Consider the following 20,207-nt stretch of genomic DNA (forward strand, 5'->3'; position numbering starts at 1 on the left):
GGCAACTTCCTTTTTCGAAAAAGACACTTAGCGGGCCGGGTCGACACGGACCTTCAGCGGTTGTGGATCGGTGCCGTCCAGGCGCACGGCATGATTCTCGGTGGTGATGAACATCAGTTTGCCGTCGACTTCGATGCGCGCGTTCACCGAGTAACGGTGGTTGGGCTCTATCTTCAGCGGGTCGTAGCTGAGATGGAAGGCCAGCGGCACCTGCCCTTTGATCTGGCCGCGCTGTTCGTCGATGACCTTCGCCGGGGCATCGGCGAGTGAAATGTCCTGCAGGCTGACACTCAGGACCGCCGTCGGTGGCAGGGCGATGCGTTGCAGGTAGAAGACTTCTCCATCAAGGGAAGCCTTGGGCGCCGGTGTCGGGTGCTGGCAGGCTGTCAGCAGGATGGCGGCTGCGATCAGTGGCAGTTTTTTCATCGGTCAATCTCCGTATCGAGGGCGCCAGAACCGACTGGCGCCCTGATCAATCTAGACGGTTTACAAAGGTGGGGTGGCGTCGGCTGCATCTTCACTGCGATGCAGCGCCACCTGACGGATCGACAAACGAATCTCCGCCGGCAATACGCGCTTGGCCGCGCCTTCGGCCAGTTCACCGAGCAGTTCGTGATAGCTCAGCTTGCCCGCTTCATCGCGCTTGAGCACGTCAAGGTCGAGCATGGTCTGGATGAAGTGGCGGAACAGGCTCTTGTCGAAGAATTCCGGGGCGTTCAGGCCATGCAGGATCGACAGGCGTTGGGCCATGACCGTGCACAGGTCTTCCAGTTCTTCGGCGCTGATGCTGTTCTGGCCACTGTTGAGTAGCAGGGACACGGTCATGTAGAAACGCTGCAAGGTCTGGGCGATGCTTTTCGACAGCAAGGTCAGCAGCACGAAATGCCGCGAGCTTGGCGCCGGGCGCAAGTACACGTCGTTCTCGAAGCGCAGCAGGCCTTGCTCGACGAATGCCTCCAGCCATTGATCGATCACCGCATCCAGTTCGTCCAGCGACCAGCGAATGAACAGCTCCGCTTGCAGGTAGGGATACAACGCGCGGGTATAGCGCAGGATCTGTTCGCGACTCATGCGCGAGGCGCTCTGGAAGAAGCTCGCCAGCAACGCCGGCAGCGCGAAGATGTGCAATACGTTGTTGCGGTAGTAGGTCATCAGGACGGCGTTTTGTTCGTCCAGATAGAGAATCTTGCCCAGGGCATCGCTTTGCTCGGACAGCAGGTCCATGTCCTTCACATGCTCGATCAACGCCCGGCCATCGCCTTCCGGCAAGGTGGTGTGTGGCGAATAGGGGACCTTGCGTAGCAGCGCCAGGTACAGATCCAGCACCCGCGCCATGGCCCGGTCATCCAGCGCCAATCGGGTGGTCGACAGCAGCGCCAGTGCCACCAGGTTGACCGGGTTGATCGCCGCCGCTTCGTTGAGATGCTGCGCGACTTTCTCGCCGAGGCGGTTGGTGGTTTCGTTGAGCCAGGCCGGTCTGAACTGCGGGCCGAGCTCCTGTTTGCGCCAGTCCGGCTGTTCGCTGTTGAGGAATTCCGCCAGTTTGATCGGCTCACCGAAGTTCACCGCCACCTGGCCGAAGCGCTGCTTGAGTGCGCCAATGACTTTGAAAATATCAAAGATCGACTCTTTCTTCTTGGCCGCACCGCGCAGTTCGCCGAGGTAGGTCCGGCCTTCCAGCACACGCTCATAGCCGATGTACACCGGCACGAAGACGATGGGCATGCGCGACGAACGCAGGAAGCTGCGCAGGGTGATCGCCAGCATTCCGGTTTTCGGTTGCAGCATGCGCCCGGTGCGCGAACGGCCACCCTCGACGAAATACTCCACCGGGAAACCCTTGGTGAACAGGGTGTGCAGGTATTCGTTGAACACCGAGGTGTACAGCGGGTTGCCCTTGAAGGTGCGGCGCATGAAGAACGCACCGCCGCGACGCAGCAGGCCGCCGATCACCGGCATGTTCAGGTTGATGCCCGCGGCAATGTGCGGCGGGGTCAGACCGTTGCGGAACAATAGATAGGACAGCAGAAGATAGTCGATGTGGCTGCGATGGCATGGCACGTAGATCACTTCGTGACCCTGGGCGACCTTCTGCACGCCTTCGATGTGGTTGACCTTGATACCGTCGTAGATCTTGTTCCAGAACCAGCTCAGCACCACTTCCATAAAACGGATCGCAGTGTAGGTGTAGTCCGAGGCGATTTCGTTGCCGTAGCGTAGCGCTTGAGCTTTGGCTTTCTCCGGCGAGATGTTCTCGCGCTCGGCTTCGTCGAGGATCGCTTGTTTGACCTGTGGCTGGTTCAGCAAGCCTTTGACCAGGTTGCGGCGGTGGGAAATGTCCGGGCCGATTACCGCAGCCTTCAGGTTGCGAAAGTGAACCCGCAGGATGCGCTGGGCCATGCGCACGGTGCGTTCGTGGCCCTTGTCGTGCTCGATCAGTTCGCGCAGGTGGATCGGCGCGGAGAACTGCACGCGGGTCTTGCGTCCCAGGACGATGACGCTCAGTAACCGACGCAGACGCCCGGTAACGGCCCAGCTGTCGGCGAACAGGAGTTTCCATGGGCTGTTTTCGCTGTCCGGCGACTGCCCCCAGAACACGCTGACCGGAATGATCTGCGCATCTTCGGCGGCGTTCTGGCTCAGGGCGCTGACCAGGCGGGTCAGTGTCGGCGGCGCTCCGCGCTTGTCCTGGCGGCCGAGCCAGTCCGGGTCCGGCGTCAGGTAGAAGAACGCGGCAGGTTCCAGCAGGTTGCCCACCGATACCGGCAGTACCGGGCGTGGCAGGCCGGCCTTGCTGCATTCGGTGTCGACCACGGCAAGGTCGGTCAGCGAAGGGTTTTGCAGGACGTAGAACACCGGACGACTGCGGTCGAGGTTGAGGGTGAACGACGACTGGTTGATCGTCTCGGAGCGAACCCAGAGGTACAACAGTCGGCGCAGGGTGCCAAACACAAGACGGCGGAACGGGGAGCGGGTCATACGGCTTCTGCGTGAGTGAATAAAACCGAGCGTTTGCTCGGGAGGCCGATAGTGTGCCGGATTCGCTGAAAATCGGCAAAAAAGCGCGAAAGTAAACTCTTGTTGAGAGTTTTAACGTCTGTCATATACTCGGCGCTCTGTCGCCGTTGCCCTCATGGGACCGGTATGCGCAGGCTGACGTTCCCGAGGCTTTCCTGCGAAAAGCCCGACCAATAATAAAAAGGGAGTATGAACAAATGGCAACACGCGAAACCGGCAACGTGAAGTGGTTCAACGACGCCAAGGGCTACGGCTTCATCCAGCGCGAGGACGGGGTGGACGTGTTCGTGCACTACCGCGCGATTCGTGGCGAAGGCCACCGTTCGCTGACCGAAGGCCAGCAGGTCGAATATGCGGTGGTGGAAGGGCAGAAAGGGTTGCAGGCTGAGGATGTTGTAGGTCTGTAACCAGAATCTTCAGAACGCCCAAAAACACTGTGGGAGCGAGCTTGCTCGCGATAGCGGTCTGACATTCAACATGGATGTTGACTGAAAGGGCCTCATCGCGAGCAAGCTCGCTCCCACAGGTTTGGTGTGTAGGTTTTTACGCGGTTTTCCAGGTGATTTCTTCTTCACCATCGGCGCTGATGCGAATCCAGCGGTCCGCCGTCTCTTCACCTTCTTCCTCGACCCAGGTGCCCGGTGCACAACGCACTTCCACGTTGAGCGCGGCAAACGCGGCGCGGGCGCAGGCGATGTCGTCGTCCCATGGGGTCTGGTCGCTTTCCAGATACAGGCTGTTCCATTTGCCGACCGCTTTTGGCAGCCAGGTCACTGGCACGTTGCCAGCCTTGCACTTGTAGGTCTGGCCCTTCTGGACCCAATCGGTGCACGGACCCAATGCCGCACCGAGCCAGGCGGCAATGGCTTTGTGGTCGACGTCGGCGTCTTTCAGGTAAATCTCGATATCGGGTTGGCGCATGGATGTCCTCACTGCGGGTCTGAAAAATCCATTCGCGGATTTAGCCGGTCTTGAGCATTTGCCCGAGACCAAAAATTAAGGTTATTGAAGTACGAAATAATCGTAGCGCATCGATACGGTGACCTCGAACGGCTCGGCCTGCTCGATAACGGCAGCACGGCGCTCGGCACTGGCGCGCCAGCCGTGGGGCGTCATGGCCAGCAGGTTCGCCCGGTCCTGACCGCTTTCCAGCGTCAGTTTGAATTCCAGGGTTTCGCTGTGGGCCAGCGCCATGCCTCCCGGCACCAGGGCCAGGTGCTTGTCGTCAGTGTATTCACGGACTTCGTCGTACAGCCGCTCGCGCAGTTCCATCAGGTGGCCGCTGGTCGGCCCGACTTTCATCAGGCCGCCGCCAACACTGAGCAGGCGCTTGGCTTCTTCCCAATCCAGCGGGCTGAAGACGCTGGCCAGGAACTGGCAACTGCCGGAAGCCAACGGCACCCGCGCCATGCTGGCGATCAACCAGGTCAGCTGTGGGTTGCGTTTGCAGGCGCGTTTGACTGCTTCGCGGGAGATGTCCAGGGCATAACCTTCGGCATCTGGCAGGGCCTCGGCGATTTGCGCGGTGTAGTAACCCTCGCCACAACCGATGTCCAGCCAGTGCTGTGGTGCATAACTGGCAGCCAGCTCCGCCAGACGCTTGGCCACCGGGGCGTAGTGCCCGGCATTCAGGAAGTCGCGGCGGGCTTCGACCATCGCCTGGTTATCCCCAGGGTCACGGCTGTTCTTGTGCTGCACCGGCAACAGGTTCAAGTAACCCTGGCGCGCACGGTCGAAACGATGCCCGGCGGGGCAGGCCACGCCGTTGTCCACCGCATTGAGCGGCTCACTGCAGATCGGGCACGCAAGCATCAGGCGAGCAACTTGATCAGGGTCTGGTAGTAGATTTCGGTCAGCACGTCGAGATCGGCTGCCAGCACGCGTTCGTTGACCTGGTGGATGGTCGCGTTGACCGGGCCCAGCTCAACCACCTGGGTACCCATGGTCGCGATGAAACGGCCATCGGAGGTACCACCGCTGGTGGACGCCTTGGTTTCACGACCGGTGATGTCCTTGATGCTCGCCGATACCGCGTCGAGTAGCGCGCCAGGTTCGGTGAGGAACGGCAGGCCGGACAGCGCCCAGTCGATGTGCCAGTCCAGGCCATGCTTGTCGAGGATGTCGGCGACACGCTTTTGCAGGCCTTCGACCGTCGATTCGGTGGAGAAACGGAAGTTGAACACGGCCACCAGGTCACCCGGGATCACGTTGGTCGCACCGGTGCCGGAGTTGACGTTGGAGATCTGGAAACTGGTCGGCGGGAAGAAATCGTTACCGTGGTCCCAGTGCTCGGCAGCCAGTTCGGCCAGAGCCGGGGCAGCGAGGTGGATCGGGTTCTTGGCCAGGTGCGGGTAGGCCACGTGGCCTTGCACACCGCGCACGGTCAGTTTGGCGCCGAGGGAGCCGCGACGACCGTTCTTGACCACGTCACCTACCAGGGTGGTGCTCGACGGTTCGCCGACGATGCACCAGTCCAGACGTTCCTTGCGTGCGGCGAGGCGTTCGACCACGGCCTTGGTGCCGTGGTGCGCCGGGCCTTCTTCGTCGCTGGTGATCAGGAACGCGACTTTGCCTTTGTGATTCGGGTAGTCGGTGACAAAACGCTCGGAGGCGACGGTCATGGCGGCGAGGCTGCCTTTCATGTCGGCGGCGCCACGACCGCAGAGCATGCCGTGTTCGTCGATCAGCGCGTTGAACGGTTCGATCTGCCAGGCCGCCACCGGGCCGGTCGGGACCACGTCGGTGTGGCCGGCAAAGCACAGCACCGGACCGTCGTCCTGGCCGTGGGTGGCCCAGAAGTTATCCACATCTTCGATGCGCATCGGTTCCAGGGTGAAACCGGCATCGCCCAGGCGCTGCATCATCTGCTTCTGGCAATCGGCGTCGATCGGCGTCACGGACGGACGGCGGATCAGGTCGATGGCGAGTTGGAGGGTCGGCGAAAGGTCGGCGTGGGCCGTCATGGAAAACTCCGAAAATCATGAATGTGGGCGCGGGCTAAATGTGGGAGCGAGCTTGCTCGCGATGGCGTTGTGTCAGTCAACATAAACTTTGATTGTTACATCGCAATCGCGAGCAAGCTCGCTCCCACAGGTATCGGGTTCGTTCTGTAAACCCCGACACGCCAGGCCCCGCAAAATGGCGCTTATCTTAAAGCAAAACGGCGACCATTGGCCGCCGTTTAGTGCATCCGCGCAGATTTAGACGACAGGTGCCGTTTCAGGCTCGGCGGCCGGTTTCGGCAGCGACGACAGGAACGCCATGATCAGCGCCGCGACGTACGGCAGCGACTGCACCAGCAGCATGATGACCCAGAAGCGCATGTCGTTGCTCGGCATGCCGTTCACCAGGTAGATCCCCAGGGCCGCGCTCCACAACAGCAGCATGATGAACATCTCTTCCCGGGCTTCGGAAATCGCCACCCAGAAGCCGTGGTTGTCGGCATTCTTCGGCGTACGGAAGAACGGAATGCTGCTGGTGAAGAAACCGTACAGCACCGCTTTGGCGATGGTGTGGGACAACGCCAGACCGGCCAGTGCCGCGCAGAAGGCATCCTTCAGATTGACCCCGACCGCACGACGGTAGAGGAAGATGATCTTGGCGACCTTGAACACGAACAGCGCCAATGGCGGGATTGCGAAGATCAGCAGCGGCGGATCGACCCGTTGCGGCACGATGATCATTGCCGCCGACCACAGCAGCGCGCCAACGGTGAAGAAGATGTTCATGCCGTCCGCCACCCACGGCAACCAGCCCGCGAGGAAGTGGTAGCGCTGGCCACGTGTCAGCTCGGTGTCTTTGCCGCGCAGCAGGCTGGCGGTGTGGCGCTTGATGATCTGGATTGCTCCGTAGGCCCAGCGGAAACGCTGTTTCTTGAAGTCGATGAAGGTATCGGGCATCAGGCCCTTGCCGTAGCTGGTGTGGTAATACGCTGCCGACAGGCCTTTTTCGAATACCCGCAGGCCCAGTTCGGCGTCTTCACAGATGCACCAGTCGGCCCAGCCCAGCTCTTCGAGCACCGAGCGACGGGTCATGGTCATGGTGCCGTGCTGGATGATCGCGTCGCGGTCGTTGCGGGTGACCATGCCGATGTGGAAGAAGCCTTTGTATTCCGCGTAGCAGAGCTTCTTGAAGGTGCTTTCGTTCTGGTCGCGGTAATCCTGCGGCGACTGCACCACGGCGATTTTCGGGTCGGCGAAGTGCGGCACCATGTGCTTGAGCCAGTTCGGGTGCACGCAGTAATCGGAGTCGATCACTGCGATCACTTCGGCGTCCTTGGCGGTGTGCGGGATCAGGTAGTTCAGCGCGCCGCCCTTGAAGCCGGCCAGTGGTGCCACGTGGAAGAACTTGAAGCGCGGGCCGAGGGTTTCGCAATAATCGCGCACCGGTTCCCAGACAGCCGGGTCCTTGGTGTTGTTGTCGATGATCAGGACTTCGAAGTCCGGATAGTCGAGGTTGGCCAGGGCGTTGAGGGTCTGTTTGACCATCTCCGGCGGCTCGTTGTAGCAGGGCACGTGAATCGACACCTTCGGGCGGTAGCTGGAGTCGCCTTCCACCGGCAGGAACTCGCGCCGGCGCTTGTGCACCCACACCGCTTCGGCCAGTTCATGGGCTTCGGTCAGCAGCACGATAAACACCCCGAGCGCACCGAGGGCGAGCAAGAAGCCCACCGTCAGGCTGAACCAGGTGCTGTATTGCTGGCTGTAGTCGTAACCGATCCACACCAGCACCGAACCACACAGGAACGCAATGAAGGTCAGGAAGGTACGGCCACGCTGGCGCAGGGCCGAGCCGTCGATCATCAGCAGGGTCAGCGACAACAGCGCCAATACCACCGAACCAATGGCCAACACGCGCCATTGCGGAATCGCCACCACCGGGCCTTCGAAGTTGAACTTCTGCTGGCGCGCGGCGTTGAACACGCCCCAGTAGGCGCCGACGGAACCTTCGTCGCTGGCTTTCCACGGCTGGTCAAACGCTTCGATCACGAAGTAGTTGAAGCCCTGGCGATTGAGCTTGTTGACCAGGGTTCGCAGATAAATCGCCTGGTCCGCCGGGGAGGCGTCGGCGCCACCACGCATGCGGCCGTTGCTCGGCCAGCCCACCTCGGACAGCAGCAGTGGTTTTTTCGGGAACATCTTTTTCAGGTCGCGGGCGCGGTCGAGGACGAACTGCCCGGCCTTGTCCATCGGAACGAATTCCCAGTAAGGCAGGACGTGCGCGGCAATCAGGTCGACGTGCTTGGCCAGTTCCGGGTGTTCTTCCCACACGTGCCACTGTTCGGACGTGGTCACCGGCACTTTCACGGCGGCACGCACGCGATCGAGCATGACGCTGAGTTCCTGGGCGGTGATTTCCTTGCGGTAAATGGCCTCGTTGCCGACCACCACACGAACCACGCTGCGCGAGGAGTTGGCGATTTCAATGGCACGGGTGATTTCCCGTTCGTTGCGTTCCAGGTCCGGGCTGATCCAGATCCCCAGGGTCACCCGCAAGCCGAACTCTTCCGCCAGTTTCGGGATGTTCTGCAGCGTGCCGTCGACCGAGTAGATGCGGATGTTGTCCGTCAGCTTGCTCATGATCTCCAGGTCGCGACGCATTTGATCGTCGGTCGGGTACTGGTCTTTCTGCGGGAACTGGCCCTGCTGGAATGGCGAGTACGAGAAGCCGGAGATCTGTTCAGGCCAGTTGGGGGCGGTGACCGGGCGGTTGATCAGCGCCCAGAAGCCGGTAAACAAGGCTGCGATGGCGAGCACCACGACCAGGTTGAGTCCAAATTTACGCGATGACATAGTTATTTCGGGTTCCAAAGACTGTGGAACGAAGGAACGGTTGGCGGTCGCCAAGGGGCGCGCATCCTACACCGGGCATTCTCTGGTCGTACAGCGGACAGGGAATTGCCGGACATTGGGCAATCCAAGTCGGTTTAAGTTCTTTCTTTAGAGCGTGTAGGACGAATCTTTGTTCGATGTATTTTTCGTGGATGTTGCCCGTTCATAGCGCAATGATGCTCTTGGGCGCCGACGGCCCTATAATGCGCGCCGGTTTTTGGGGTAATGGTCATGAGTACAGAAGATCCGCGGTTTGCTGGCATCGCCCGCTTGTATGGCATTGAAGGCCTTGAGCGCCTGAAAGCGGCCCATGTGGCGATCGTGGGCGTCGGTGGCGTCGGTTCCTGGGCGGCGGAAGCCATGGCCCGTTGTGGTGTTGGCGAAATTTCGCTGTTCGACCTCGATGACGTCTGCGTCAGCAACGCCAACCGCCAGTTGCACGCGCTGGACAGCACGGTGGGCAAGCCCAAGGTCGAGGTGATGGCCGAGCGTCTGCGCGGGATCAACCCGGACTGCACGGTGCATGCGGTGCCTGACTTCGTTACCCGCGACACCATGGCCGAGTACATCACGCCGAACATCGACTGCGTGATCGACTGCATCGACAGCGTCAATGCCAAGGCCGCGCTGATCGCCTGGTGCAAGCGGCGCAAGATCCAGATCATCACCACCGGCGGCGCGGGCGGGCAGATTGACCCGACGTTGATCCAGGTCTGCGACCTCAATCGCACGTTCAATGATCCATTGGCGTCGAAGGTGCGCTCCACGCTGCGCCGCGACTACGGCTTCTCACGCACCGTGACCCGCCACTACAGCGTGCCGTGCGTGTTTTCCACCGAGCAACTGCGCTACCCGAAACCGGACGGCAGCATTTGCCTGCAGAAGAGTTTTGTCGGTGATGGCGTGAAGCTCGACTGTGCTGGCGGGTTTGGCGCAGTGATGATGGTGACGGCGACGTTTGGCATGGTCGCGGCGACCAAGGCTGTGGACAAGATTGTCGCGGGTGTGCGGCGGCCGGCGGAGCGGGTCAAACCGCAGGTTTAGTCGGTGTGGCTGAAGGCCTCATCGCGAGCAAGCTCGCTCCCACATTGGAATGCGTTCCTCCTGTGGGAGCGGGCTTGCCCGCGATGGGCTGCGAAGCAGCCCTCTTATTGAGCCAACTCCCGCATCCGCTGAAGCACCGCATTCAAGCCATTGCTGCGGGACTCGGACAACTGCCGTCCCAACCCCAGTTGATTGAACCAGTCCGGCAAATCCACCTGCTGCAACTCGGCCGCGGACAAGCCGTTGACCCGCGCCAGCAGCAACGCCACCAACCCGCGAATCAACCGTGCATCACTGTTGGCGCTGAACTGCCAATGACCGTCGCGCAACTCGCCCACCAGCCACACCTGGCTTTCACAGCCGTGTACCCGATTGGCGTCGCACATTTGCGTGTCGCTCAACGCGGGCAGGCGCTCGCCCCATTGCATCAGCAGGCGTGCGCGTTGTTCCCAGCCTGCCGCTTTCTGAAAGATATCGAGTGCCGTAACGGCATCGGCAGGCAGGTTCATCGCAATAGCTCCAGCGCCTGATCCAGGGCTTCAAAGAACCGCTCCAGGTCTTCGGAATCGTTGTACAGCGCCAACGACACCCGAATCGCTCCGGCCAGTTCGAAGCGTTTGAGCAGCGGCATCGCGCAGTGGTGGCCGGCACGCACCGCGATCCCTTGTTCGGTCAGCAAATGCGCGAGATCGGAGTTATGCACACCCTCGACGGTGAAACTGGCCAGTGCCACTTGCGGCTTGCCCAGCAGGCGAATGCCGTTGCGCGCCTCCAGGCCCTTGAGCAGGCAGGCATGCAACGCGGCTTCATGGGCAGACACGGTGTCCTGATCGAGCCCGGCGAGGTAGTCCAGGGTCGCTCCCAGGCCGATCACGCTGGCAATCGGCGGCGTCCCGGCCTCGAAACCCAGCGGTGCCGGGCGAAAGCGTGCGTCGTGATAATTGGCATCGAGCACCATTTCACCACCGAACTGCCAGGGACGCAGTTGTTGAAGTGCTGTATTGCGCCCGAACAGCACGCCCAGGCCATCGGGGCCGTAGAGCTTGTGGCTGGAGAACACATAGAAATCGCAGCCCAGCGCTTGCACGTCGTGGCGACCATGGACCACGCCCTGAGCGCCGTCGATCACGGTCAGGGCGTTGTGCGCCTTGGCCAGTGCCAGCAATTGCGGCAGCGGCTGCCACGCGCCAATCACGTTGGACAGCTGGCTGACCGCCAACAGACGCGTGCGTGGACCGATCAAACCGGCGGCGGCTTCAAGGTCGATCACGCCGTTGGTATCCAGCGGCAGGATCACCAGTTTCAGGTCGCGACGGTGCGCCAGTTGCTGCCACGGCAGCAGGTTGGCGTGATGCTCCAGGGCGCTGATGACAATCTCGTCGCCCGGATTGAAAAGATGTTCCAGGCCATAGGCCAGGAGATTCAGCGCGGACGTCGCGCCGTGGGTAAAGATGATCTGCCCGCAATCGCCAGTATTGAGCCATTGCGCGACTTTGCGGCGGCTGTCCTCGAACGCCTGGGTGGCGTGGGCGCCGGGCAAATGCTGCGCCCGATGCACGTTGGCCGCGCCGTTGGCGTAGTAGTGCGCCAGGGCATCGAGCAGGGCTTGAGGTTTTTGCGTAGTGGCGGCGTTGTCCAGATAGGTCTGGTCTTGCCGTTGCAGGGCGGCGATGGCCGGAAAATCGACACGCCAGGGGGAGAGAATCATCATGCTGTTCGGCCTATGCACTTGATCCCTGTAGGAGCGAGCTGGCTCGCGATGATCGCTTGGACGACACGGGCTGTCTGATGCCCCGCGTTATCGTTGACGTCCATCGCGAGCAGGCTCGCTCCTACAGGAACAGGGATCGTGTGGCTTAGTTGTGAGCGTGCAGCGCTTCGTTCAGTTCGATGGCCGATTTGTGGGTTTTGCATTCCACGGCACCGGTCTCCGAATTGCGACGGAACAGCAGGTCCGGCTGGCCGGCCAGTTCACGGGCCTTGACCACTTTGACCAGTTGATTGTTCTCGTCCAGCAGCGCGACTTTGGTACCAGCGGTCACGTACAGGCCCGACTCGACGGTGTTGCGGTCGCCCAACGGGATACCGATACCGGCGTTGGCGCCGATCAGGCAGCCTTCGCCGACCTTGATCACGATGTTGCCGCCGCCCGACAGGGTGCCCATGGTCGAGCAGCCGCCGCCCAGGTCCGAACCCTTGCCGACGAATACGCCAGCGGATACGCGGCCTTCGATCATGCCCGGGCCTTCGGTGCCGGCGTTGAAGTTGATGAAACCTTCGTGCATCACGGTGGTGCCTTCGCCCACGTAGGCACCCAGACGCAGGCGCGCAGCGTCAGCGATACGCACGCCGGCCGGAACCACGTAGTCGGTCATTTTCGGGAACTTGTCCACCGAGAACACTTCCAGCAGCTCGCCGCGCAGGCGGGCTTCGAGTTGCAGTTCGGCCAGTTCGCTCAGGTCGACAGCGCCCTGGCTGGTCCAGGCCACGTTCGGCAGCAGCGGGAAGATCCCGGCCAGGTTCAGGCCGTGTGGCTTGACCAGGCGATGGCTCAGCAGGTGCAGCTTGAGGTAGGCCTCAGGGGTGGACGACAGCTGGGCGTCTTCGGCCAGCAAGGTGGCAACCAGCGGCTTGTGGCTCTCGGCCAGGCGGGTCAGCAGTTTGCCTTGTACCGCGTCGATGCCTTTCACGGCTTCAGCCAGTTGCGCGGCCTGCGCGGTGGTGAAGGTGATGGCCTGGTTGCCTTCGCTGTAACCGAGGACCGGCGCAATGGCGGCGACCAGTTCGGCGGGCGGGTTGAGCAGTGGCTGGGCGTAGAACACTTCCAGCCATGCGCCTTGACGGTTTTGAGTGCCGACACCAAAGGCCAGGCTGAACAGGGTAGTAGACATGTTGATACCTCTAGCAAATTGAAACGGGCTGCTTACTTGAGCGCAGCCGCGTAGATATCTGGCTTGAAGCCAATCAGGGTTCGGTCACCGAGATCAAGCACCGGGCGCTTGATCATCGAGGGTTGTGCGAGCATCAGTTCGATGGCTTTCGTCTGGTCGAGATCGGCTTTGCGTTCGTCGTCGAGCTTGCGAAAGGTCGTGCCTGCACGGTTCAACACCACTTCCCAGCCGTGCTCGTTGCACCATTGGGTCAGGTGTTCACGGTCGATACCGACCGCCTTGTAATCATGAAAGTCATAGTTGACAGCGTGTTCATCGAGCCAGGTGCGCGCCTTTTTCATGGTGTCGCAGGCTTTGATGCCGAAAAGGTGCAACGTTTTACTTGAAACGGTCAAGGAATTGCCCCCTTTGCAGGTGCCGTAAATAAAAGGTGACGGATTATGCCATGGCCGGACGGTTTCGCGGCGGCTGTGGTCGGGTTTGTCTCTGAGTCATGGCATAAAACCTTTGTAGGAGCGAGCTCGCTCGCGATGAGCCTGAGAACGCCGCGGGGTGTCAGGTATACAGCGTGATCGTTAACGACCATCGCGAGCGAGCTCGCTCCTACAGGGGGTTGTAGTTCTGGCGTGCGACATTGGTGCAAGGGTCAGTAGACAGTCTAAGCGGCTAATATGGCACTTCAATGCTGTTGATCGTCCGGGAACCACGCTTTATGCAAACCGCTTATACCGTCCTGATCCTGTTGATGCTGGTTGGCGTTTCGCGCCTGATCGGACGGGTGGTTCCGCTGCCTTTGCCATTGGTGCAGATTGCCGCTGGGGCCTTGCTTGCCTGGCCGACGCTCGGCCTCCATGTAGCCCTCGATCCCGAGCTGTTCCTGTTTCTGTTCCTGCCACCACTGTTGTTCTCCGACGGCTGGCGCATGCCCAAGCGCGAATTCTGGCACTTGCGCGGCCCGATCCTGACCCTGGCAGTGGGCCTGGTGCTGTTCACCGTGGTCGGCGCCGGGTATTTCATTCACTGGTTGTTGCCCGATGTGCCGTTGCCGGTGGCGTTCGCCCTGGCAGCCGTGCTGTCACCGACGGATGCGGTGGCGGTGTCGGCCATTTCCCGCAACAGACTGCCGACCCCCTTGATGCACATCTTGCAGGGCGAGGCGCTGATGAACGACGCCTCGGGCCTGGTGACATTCAAGTTTGCCCTGGTGGCGGCGGTGACCGGTGTGTTCTCGCTGGCCAATGCCAGCCTGACGTTCGTGTTGGTCGCTGTCGGTGGCCTGGCGGTCGGGGTGGCTTTGAGTTGGCTGGTCGGCCGTCTGCGGGCGTGGATGATCGAGCGGGGCTGGGATGATCCGGCGACGCATGTGGTGTTCATGTTGCTGCTGCCGTTTGCGGCCTACGTGCTGGCCGAGCGCATGGAAGTGTCGGGCATCCTCTCGGCGGTGGCGGCGGGAATGATGCAGAGCTGGCTCGACCTGTTGCCGCGCCAGACCAACACGCGCTTGCTCAACCGAAGTGTCTGGTCGCTGCTGGAGTTCGCGTTCAACGGTTTGATCTTCCTGCTGTTGGGTTTGCAGTTGCCGGACATCATCAAGGCGGTGGCCAGTCACGAAACTTCGCTATGGCCGACGTTGTTGTATCGCGGGCTCGACGTGGTGGCGATTTTCCTGGTGCTGCTGGTTTTGCGGTTCGTCTGGGTGCAAAGCATCTGGCGATTGTCGGTACTGCTGCGGCGATTGCGCGGCAAGGGTGAAGTGACCCGGGTGCCGACGGCGCGATCCTGTTGGTTGCTGACCGTGGGCGGCGTGCGCGGGGCCGTGACGCTGGCGGGTGTGATGTCGGTGCCGATGCTCATGGGCGGGAGCGCATTTCCCGAGCGCGATCTGCTGATTTTCATCGCCGCCGGGGTGATTCTGCTGTCGTTGATTGCGGCCTGCATCGCGCTGCCACTGTTGTTGCGTGGCATCGAAGCCAGTCCGGACGACAAGCGGCGCAACGAAGTGCGCGACGCCTGGCGCAAGACCGCCGAGGCGGCCATTCATGCGCTTGAGACAGAAGAGGTCAATCCACAGGACGCCGCCCAGTCCGCACTGGCCGTCGAACTCAAGGCGCGGATCATGTCCGAGTACCGACATCAGTTGGAGGTGTTCAACGACTCCGCTGAGGCGCAAGCCCTGGCGTTTCAGATGGACTTGCTGGAACGGCGTTTGCGCTTGAAGGCGCTACGGGCGCAGCGCCTGGAGTTGTACAGCCTCAGTCGTCATCACCAGATTGGTGATGACGTGTTGCGTGAGGTGTTGGGGGAACTGGATTTGAGTGAGGCCAAGTTAGGTGTTGTGAAGTAACGGCACCAGCCTGTGAGGTTGAGCGACTTCTTCAAGGATAAAACTTCAAGGCAGCGGCTTTGTCGCCAGCGCTAAGTTTCAGATTTACCGGCTGTTCCCAGTCTCCGATAGTGCAAGTGTTCAATACGTTGTAATGCATGATCGAATGCCGGTCATAAGGTTCGTAGGATCGGTCAGCATCGCGCGGAAGGGGGAACACGGCACCGTCAACAAATTCTCTCGACCAACCGAATTGCCGCGCGTATTGCAGGTAAGTTTTTTCTTTGTCCCATGGAATGCTGGCGTCGGGGTGTTGGTGCTCATGCAGGAATCCAAGAGCATGCCCAAACTCGTGCATGACTAATGATTCATATCCGGCAGAAGAGTAATCTGTTCCCAGCTGCATTGTGTGTAGGTGAGAAGGTTCTGTTAGTGCGTCGGTTCCGATGGCTGAATACATGACGGCGTTTGATAATGGTGTCAGGTAAATCCGAATGTCGCCCTCGTAAAGTTCTTCGTCGTCTATGAGCGTGACAAACTCAAACGTCAAGTTGACGTGCGGTGCCCATTGGTTGATGGCGTTTTTAACTATTTCATGTCCGCCATCGCCATAGTCCGTTATAGCAATTTTCAACGTCCGTCCTGGGCGCCAGAATCTCTGGTGTTCACCCACAGACCTTTTTTTACGTCCGGACGAGCTGGTCGGTGCGTTATTTGGATTTTCGTTTATAGCGGCTTCATAGGATGCCTGAATGTTGGCAGGCGCCTGGATCAAGCAAGGTTTGCTGTTTTTCATAATTAACTTCCATGTTGTTTTTGGATTTCAGGATGCTAACGATTGGATATTGCTGGTGCAATATTTGATGTGGGTGTGAAGTTGGCATCCGGAATGGCGAGATTAACGAAAGTTAATCCATGAATAAAGTTGCCATTAATGCGTTATGTTTCACTGTCAGAATTAAAGAGTCTGTACTGCGTTGCGCAGTACAGACTTAGTCGTTACTTGTTGCGAGTTATAAAGTCACGGATTCGTTCAGCTGCTTCGACACACTCCGCCAACGGCGCAACAAGGGCCATGCGCACACGCCCAGCCCCCGGATTGACGCCCTCGACATCCCGCGATAAATACGAGCCAGGCACGACAGTCACGTGTTCCTGCTCGAACAGATCTCGACAGAACGCAGCATCGTCACCTTCAACATTCGGCCACAGGTAGAAACTGCCATCCGGACGCTGTACGTCCAGCACCGGGCTGAGGATTTCCAGCACCGCATCGAACTTCTCGCGATACAGCGCACGGTTGGCGCGCACGTGCACTTCGTCATTCCACGCGGCAACGCTGGCCAATTGGGTTTGAACCGGCATCGCACAGCCATGGTAGGTGCGATAGAGCAGGAAGCCCTTGAGGACGTCGGCATCACCGGCCACAAAGCCCGAGCGCAGGCCTGGCAGGTTCGAACGCTTGGACAGGCTGTGGAACACCACGCAACGCTTGAAGTCCTTGCGACCCAGTTCCGCGCAAGCGCTGAGCAGGCCTGGCGGCGGCGTTTGTTCGTCGAAGTACAGCTCGCTGTAGCACTCATCGGCGGCAATCACGAAGTCGTATTCGTCGGCCAGGGCGATCAGCTTTTTCAGGGTCTCGACCGGGATCAGGGCGCCGGTCGGATTGCCCGGAGAGCACAGGAACAGGATCTGGCAGCGTTGCCAGATGTCCGGCGATACGGCGTCGAAATCCGGGTTGAAGCCGTTTTCGTCCAGGCATGGCAGGTAATGCGGCTTGGCCCCGGCGAGGAACGCCGCGCCTTCGTAGATCTGGTAGAAGGGGTTCGGGCTGACCACCAGCGCGTCATCGCCACGGTTGACTACGGTCTGGGTGAAGGCGAACAGCGCTTCGCGGGTACCGTTGACCGGCAGCACGTTGCGCGCCGGGTCGATCCAGCCCTTAGGCACATCGAAGCGACGCTCGCACCATGCCGCGATGGCTTCACGCAGCTCCGGGATACCGAGTGTGGTCGGGTACACAGCCATTTTTTCCAGATTGCCGGCCAGGGCCTCGGCGACAAAGCTTGGCGAACGGTGTTTCGGCTCGCCGATGGACAGCGCGATCGGACGCTTGTCCGGATTGGGCGTCACGCTGCCGAGCAGGGCGCGGAGTTTCTCGAACGGGTAGGGCTGGAGCTGGGACAGGGCGTTGTTCATCGATAAATCTCGTTCGGTGTTGGAGCGGCGCTGGTCCCTGTAGGAGCGAGCTTGCTCGCGATGGTCGTCAACGATAACGCGTTCTTGCCAGAATAACGCGGCGTATTTGAGTTCATCGCGAGCAAGCTCGCTCCTACAAAAGGCGGGCCGTTGTTAAGTCAGATGCTGATGCGCGACAGTTTGATATCAGGTTCCTGGTTGACGCTCAGTTGTTCGACGATCGCATCCTGCAGGCGGCTGCACAGCAGCGGGTCGGACAACGGCTGATTGTTGGCGTCGGTGATGAAGAACACGTCTTCCACGCGTTCGCCGAGGGTGGCGATCTTGGCGTTCTGCAAAGACAGATCGAACTCCAGGAAGATCGTGCCAATCCGCGCCAGCAGGCCCGGGCGGTCGGGCGCGGTGAGTTCCAGTACCGTCACCGGGCGCTGGGCGTCGTTGTGGATCGTCACTTGTGGTGCAAAGGCGAAATGCTTGAGCTGACGTGGCACCCGGCGCTGGATGATGGTCGGGTAGTTGTCCGGGTTACGCAGGGCTTCGGTCAGACCCTCGCGGATCTGTTTGACCCGCGCCGGATTATCGCCAATCGAGTCGCCGTCGGTGTCGAGCACGATATAGGTGTCGAGGGTGAACTGGCTGCTGGAGGTGATGACCCGGGCGTCGTGAATGTTCAGGTTGAGCTGGTCCATCGTTGCCACGGTCACGGCAAAGAAGTCGTGCTGGTCCGGGGCATAGATGAAGATCTGCGTGCCACCTTCGAACTCGCGCTGGGTGGTTTCCTTGACCAGCACCAGTGGTCCGCCGTCGGCCGGTTGCTGGAGTATCGCGTCGCTGTGCCAGGCCACGTCGCCGGCGGTGTGGCGCAGGAAATAGTCATCACCCAACTGCGCCCACAATTGCTCGACATCGTCCGGGTCGGTGCCGCCGCGCACCAGGATATCCAGGGCGGCGCTCTGGGTCTGGCGGATCTGCTCTTCGCGATCCACCGGGTTCTCCAGGCCACGGCGCAGGGCGCGCTTGGTCTCGGTGTAGAGCTGGCGCAGCAGGCTGGCGCGCCAGGAGTTCCACAGGGTCGGGTTGGTGGCGTTGATGTCGGCGACAGTCAGCACATACAGGTAGTCGAGGCGGGTTTCGTCGCCAACGATCTGGGCGAAATCGTGGATCACCTGCGGGTCGGACAAGTCCTTGCGCTGGGCGGTGGTCGACATCACCAGGTGGTTTTGCACCAGCCACACGATCAGGCGACTGTCCCACGTGGGCAGTTGATGACGCTGGCAAAAGGCCTCGGCATCCACGGCACCGATGTCCGAGTGATCGCCATGCCGGCCTTTGCCGATGTCGTGGTACAGGCCGGCCATGTAGATCAGCTCGGGCTTGGGCAGCTTGCCCATGACTTTGCTGGCCAGCGGGAATTTTTCCGACACCTGGGTGTACTGCAACTTACGCAGGTGTTTGATCAGGTTCAGGGTGTGGGCATCGACCGTATAGATGTGGAACAGGTCGTGTTGCATCTGCCCGACGATAAAGCCGAATTCGGGCAGATAACGCCCAAGGATGCCGTAACGGTTCATTCGCCGCAGGTTGCGGTGGATGCCGATCTTGCATTTGAACAATTCGATAAACAGGCTGGTGTTGCGAATATCGTTGCGGAAGTCGTCGTCGATCAGGTGGCGGTGTTCCCGCAGCAGGCGAATGGTGTCGGCGCGCACACCCTTGATTTCGGGCTGCTGGGCCATCAGCACGAAGATTTCGAGCATGGCGAACGGCGTGCGGCGAAAGACGTTGTCGTTGCGTGCCTCGATGTAGCCGTCATGCAACTGGAAACGCGAGTTGATCGGCTGCGGTGGCGCTTCGTCTTCCGGTGCGAGGATGACTTCCTCGAAGTGCTGGATGATCAGGTCGCTGAGTTGGGCGATGCTCATGACCACCCGATAATACTGTTGCATGAAATTTTCGATGGCTTGCTTGGCGTCGTCGCCTTTGAAGCCCAGCAGCCCGGCAATGGTGCGCTGGTGATCGAACAGCAGGCGGTCTTCGGCGCGGCCGGCCAGCATGTGCAGGGCATAGCGAACCTTCCACAGGAACTCCTGGGAGGAGGCGAGCAGGGCGTTTTCGCTCTCTACCAGGAACCCTTCGCCTGCCAGTGCCCGCAGGTTCAGGGTGCCGTATTCGCGACGGGCCACCCACAGAATCGTCTGGATATCCCGCAGGCCGCCGGGTGAGCCTTTGACGTTGGGTTCCAGGTTGTATTCGGTGTCGTTGTACTTGTGGTGGCGAGCCTTTTGTTCGGCATGCTTGGCCAGGAAGAAGTCCTTGCTCGGCCACATGTGCCCGGTGCTGGTGACGTCCAGCATGCGCTGGCGCAAACGCTCGGGGCCGGCGATGGTGCGGCTTTCCATCAGGTTGGTGACGACCGTCAGGTCGGCGCGGGCCTCGACGGCGCATTCGTCGACCGAGCGAACGCTCTGGCCGACCTCCAGGCCGATGTCCCACAACAGCGTCAGAAAACGCTCGATGGAATCGCGGAAAACCTCGTGGTCGGCGCTTTCCAGAAGGATCAGCAAGTCGATATCGGAATAAGGGTGCAATTCGCCACGGCCGTAGCCGCCGACCGCGACCAGCGCGATGTCGGCGTCCTCGCTCCAGCTGAACTGCTCCCAGGCCTTTTGCAGGATGTTATCGACGAACCAGGCGCGATCCTCGATCAGCCGGCGAATGTCCCGGCCATTGCGAAAACGCGTGTCGAGCACTTCGCGGGCCTGGCGGATCGCCTTCTTGAAGGCCGCGATCGGGCTTGCCTTCAGGGCCAGTTCAGCCTGGAACTGGCCGCGGTCGAAGAGTTCGGGATCCACCTGCGGCATCGATTGGCTTTCCTTTCTATAGGCGATGTACGGTAGCGGG

The 20,207-nt window shown here is 60.6% G+C and carries 16 protein-coding genes; 3 read left to right on the plus strand and 13 right to left on the minus strand.

The window, feature by feature from the left end:
• Positions 1-27 precede the first annotated feature (27 nt).
• Together PSJE_RS15285 and plsB are read right to left on the minus strand one after the other, a co-directional pair.
• Entirely contained in the window at positions 28-426 is a 399-nt protein-coding gene (locus PSJE_RS15285) for a YbaY family lipoprotein (RefSeq protein WP_090453364.1), read from the minus strand.
• A 60-nt stretch (positions 427-486) separates the two neighbouring features.
• On the minus strand, positions 487-2,979 hold the full coding sequence (gene plsB / locus PSJE_RS15290; RefSeq protein WP_090453366.1) for a glycerol-3-phosphate 1-O-acyltransferase PlsB: 2,493 nt from the start codon (positions 2,977-2,979) through the stop codon (positions 487-489).
• Positions 2,980-3,215: 236 nt separating this feature from the next.
• Here plsB and PSJE_RS15295 point away from each other — a divergent pair, with 236 nt between their 5' ends.
• On the plus strand, positions 3,216-3,425 hold the full coding sequence (locus PSJE_RS15295; protein ID WP_007954750.1) for a cold shock domain-containing protein: 210 nt from the start codon (positions 3,216-3,218) through the stop codon (positions 3,423-3,425).
• 136 nt (positions 3,426-3,561) lie between these two features.
• Here PSJE_RS15295 and PSJE_RS15300 read toward each other — a convergent pair whose 3' ends face one another.
• The 4 genes from PSJE_RS15300 to PSJE_RS15315 all read right to left on the minus strand — a co-directional run bounded on the left by PSJE_RS15300 (position 3,562) and on the right by PSJE_RS15315 (position 8,810).
• A complete protein-coding gene (locus PSJE_RS15300) occupies positions 3,562-3,939 on the minus strand; it encodes a hypothetical protein (RefSeq protein WP_057716183.1) in 378 nt (125 codons plus the stop codon).
• Between the two features lie 81 nt (positions 3,940-4,020).
• Positions 4,021-4,830: a putative RNA methyltransferase gene (locus PSJE_RS15305; RefSeq protein WP_090453368.1), complete on the minus strand. Its 810-nt coding sequence runs from the start codon at positions 4,828-4,830 to the stop codon at positions 4,021-4,023.
• Positions 4,830-5,981, minus strand: coding sequence for a succinyl-diaminopimelate desuccinylase (dapE, locus tag PSJE_RS15310; RefSeq protein WP_057716181.1), 1,152 nt, complete (start codon positions 5,979-5,981; stop codon positions 4,830-4,832). The genes PSJE_RS15305 and dapE overlap by 1 nt, the downstream gene beginning before the upstream one ends.
• A gap of 237 nt (positions 5,982-6,218) precedes the next feature.
• Positions 6,219-8,810 (minus strand): glycosyltransferase, encoded by a 2,592-nt coding sequence (locus tag PSJE_RS15315; RefSeq protein WP_090453369.1) that lies wholly within the window; start codon positions 8,808-8,810, stop codon positions 6,219-6,221.
• A gap of 264 nt (positions 8,811-9,074) precedes the next feature.
• Between PSJE_RS15315 and tcdA the strand changes: the two genes are divergently transcribed.
• Positions 9,075-9,893 carry a tRNA cyclic N6-threonylcarbamoyladenosine(37) synthase TcdA gene (gene tcdA / locus PSJE_RS15320; protein ID WP_046041104.1) on the plus strand — a complete coding sequence of 273 codons (819 nt, stop codon included), beginning with the start codon at positions 9,075-9,077 and terminating at the stop codon, positions 9,891-9,893.
• Positions 9,894-9,997: 104 nt separating this feature from the next.
• Here the strand turns inward: tcdA and PSJE_RS15325 are convergent, their stop codons facing one another.
• The 4 genes from PSJE_RS15325 to PSJE_RS15345 form a co-directional block, all read right to left on the minus strand.
• A complete protein-coding gene (locus tag PSJE_RS15325; RefSeq protein WP_057716179.1) occupies positions 9,998-10,402 on the minus strand; it encodes a SufE family protein in 405 nt (134 codons plus the stop codon).
• A complete protein-coding gene (locus tag PSJE_RS15330) occupies positions 10,399-11,604 on the minus strand; it encodes an aminotransferase class V-fold PLP-dependent enzyme (RefSeq protein ID WP_090453371.1) in 1,206 nt (401 codons plus the stop codon). The genes PSJE_RS15325 and PSJE_RS15330 overlap by 4 nt, the downstream gene beginning before the upstream one ends.
• A 145-nt stretch (positions 11,605-11,749) precedes the next feature.
• Positions 11,750-12,784 (minus strand): 2,3,4,5-tetrahydropyridine-2,6-dicarboxylate N-succinyltransferase, encoded by a 1,035-nt coding sequence (dapD, locus tag PSJE_RS15340; protein WP_090453375.1) that lies wholly within the window; start codon positions 12,782-12,784, stop codon positions 11,750-11,752.
• A gap of 32 nt (positions 12,785-12,816) precedes the next feature.
• Positions 12,817-13,179, minus strand: coding sequence for an ArsC family reductase (locus tag PSJE_RS15345; RefSeq protein WP_224795451.1), 363 nt, complete (start codon positions 13,177-13,179; stop codon positions 12,817-12,819).
• Positions 13,180-13,496: 317 nt separating this feature from the next.
• Between PSJE_RS15345 and PSJE_RS15355 the strand changes: the two genes are divergently transcribed.
• Positions 13,497-15,128, plus strand: a complete 1,632-nt coding sequence (locus tag PSJE_RS15355; RefSeq protein WP_090457756.1) for a Na+/H+ antiporter — start codon at positions 13,497-13,499, stop codon at positions 15,126-15,128.
• Between the two features lie 31 nt (positions 15,129-15,159).
• On the opposite strand, the gene PSJE_RS15360 is transcribed toward PSJE_RS15355, so the two are convergent.
• The 3 genes from PSJE_RS15360 to PSJE_RS15370 form a co-directional block, all read right to left on the minus strand.
• A complete protein-coding gene (locus PSJE_RS15360) occupies positions 15,160-15,903 on the minus strand; it encodes a M12 family metallopeptidase (protein WP_090453378.1) in 744 nt (247 codons plus the stop codon).
• 203 nt (positions 15,904-16,106) lie between these two features.
• Complete coding sequence (gene dapC / locus PSJE_RS15365; protein ID WP_090453380.1) at positions 16,107-17,306, minus strand: succinyldiaminopimelate transaminase; 1,200 nt, start codon at positions 17,304-17,306, stop codon at positions 16,107-16,109.
• Positions 17,307-17,464: 158 nt separating this feature from the next.
• Entirely contained in the window at positions 17,465-20,167 is a 2,703-nt protein-coding gene (locus PSJE_RS15370; protein WP_090453382.1) for a [protein-PII] uridylyltransferase, read from the minus strand.
• Between the last annotated feature and the right edge of the window lie 40 nt (positions 20,168-20,207).

It is taken from the genome of Pseudomonas jessenii, assembly GCF_002236115.1.
Taxonomy (GTDB): Bacteria; Pseudomonadota; Gammaproteobacteria; order Pseudomonadales; family Pseudomonadaceae; genus Aquipseudomonas; species Aquipseudomonas jessenii.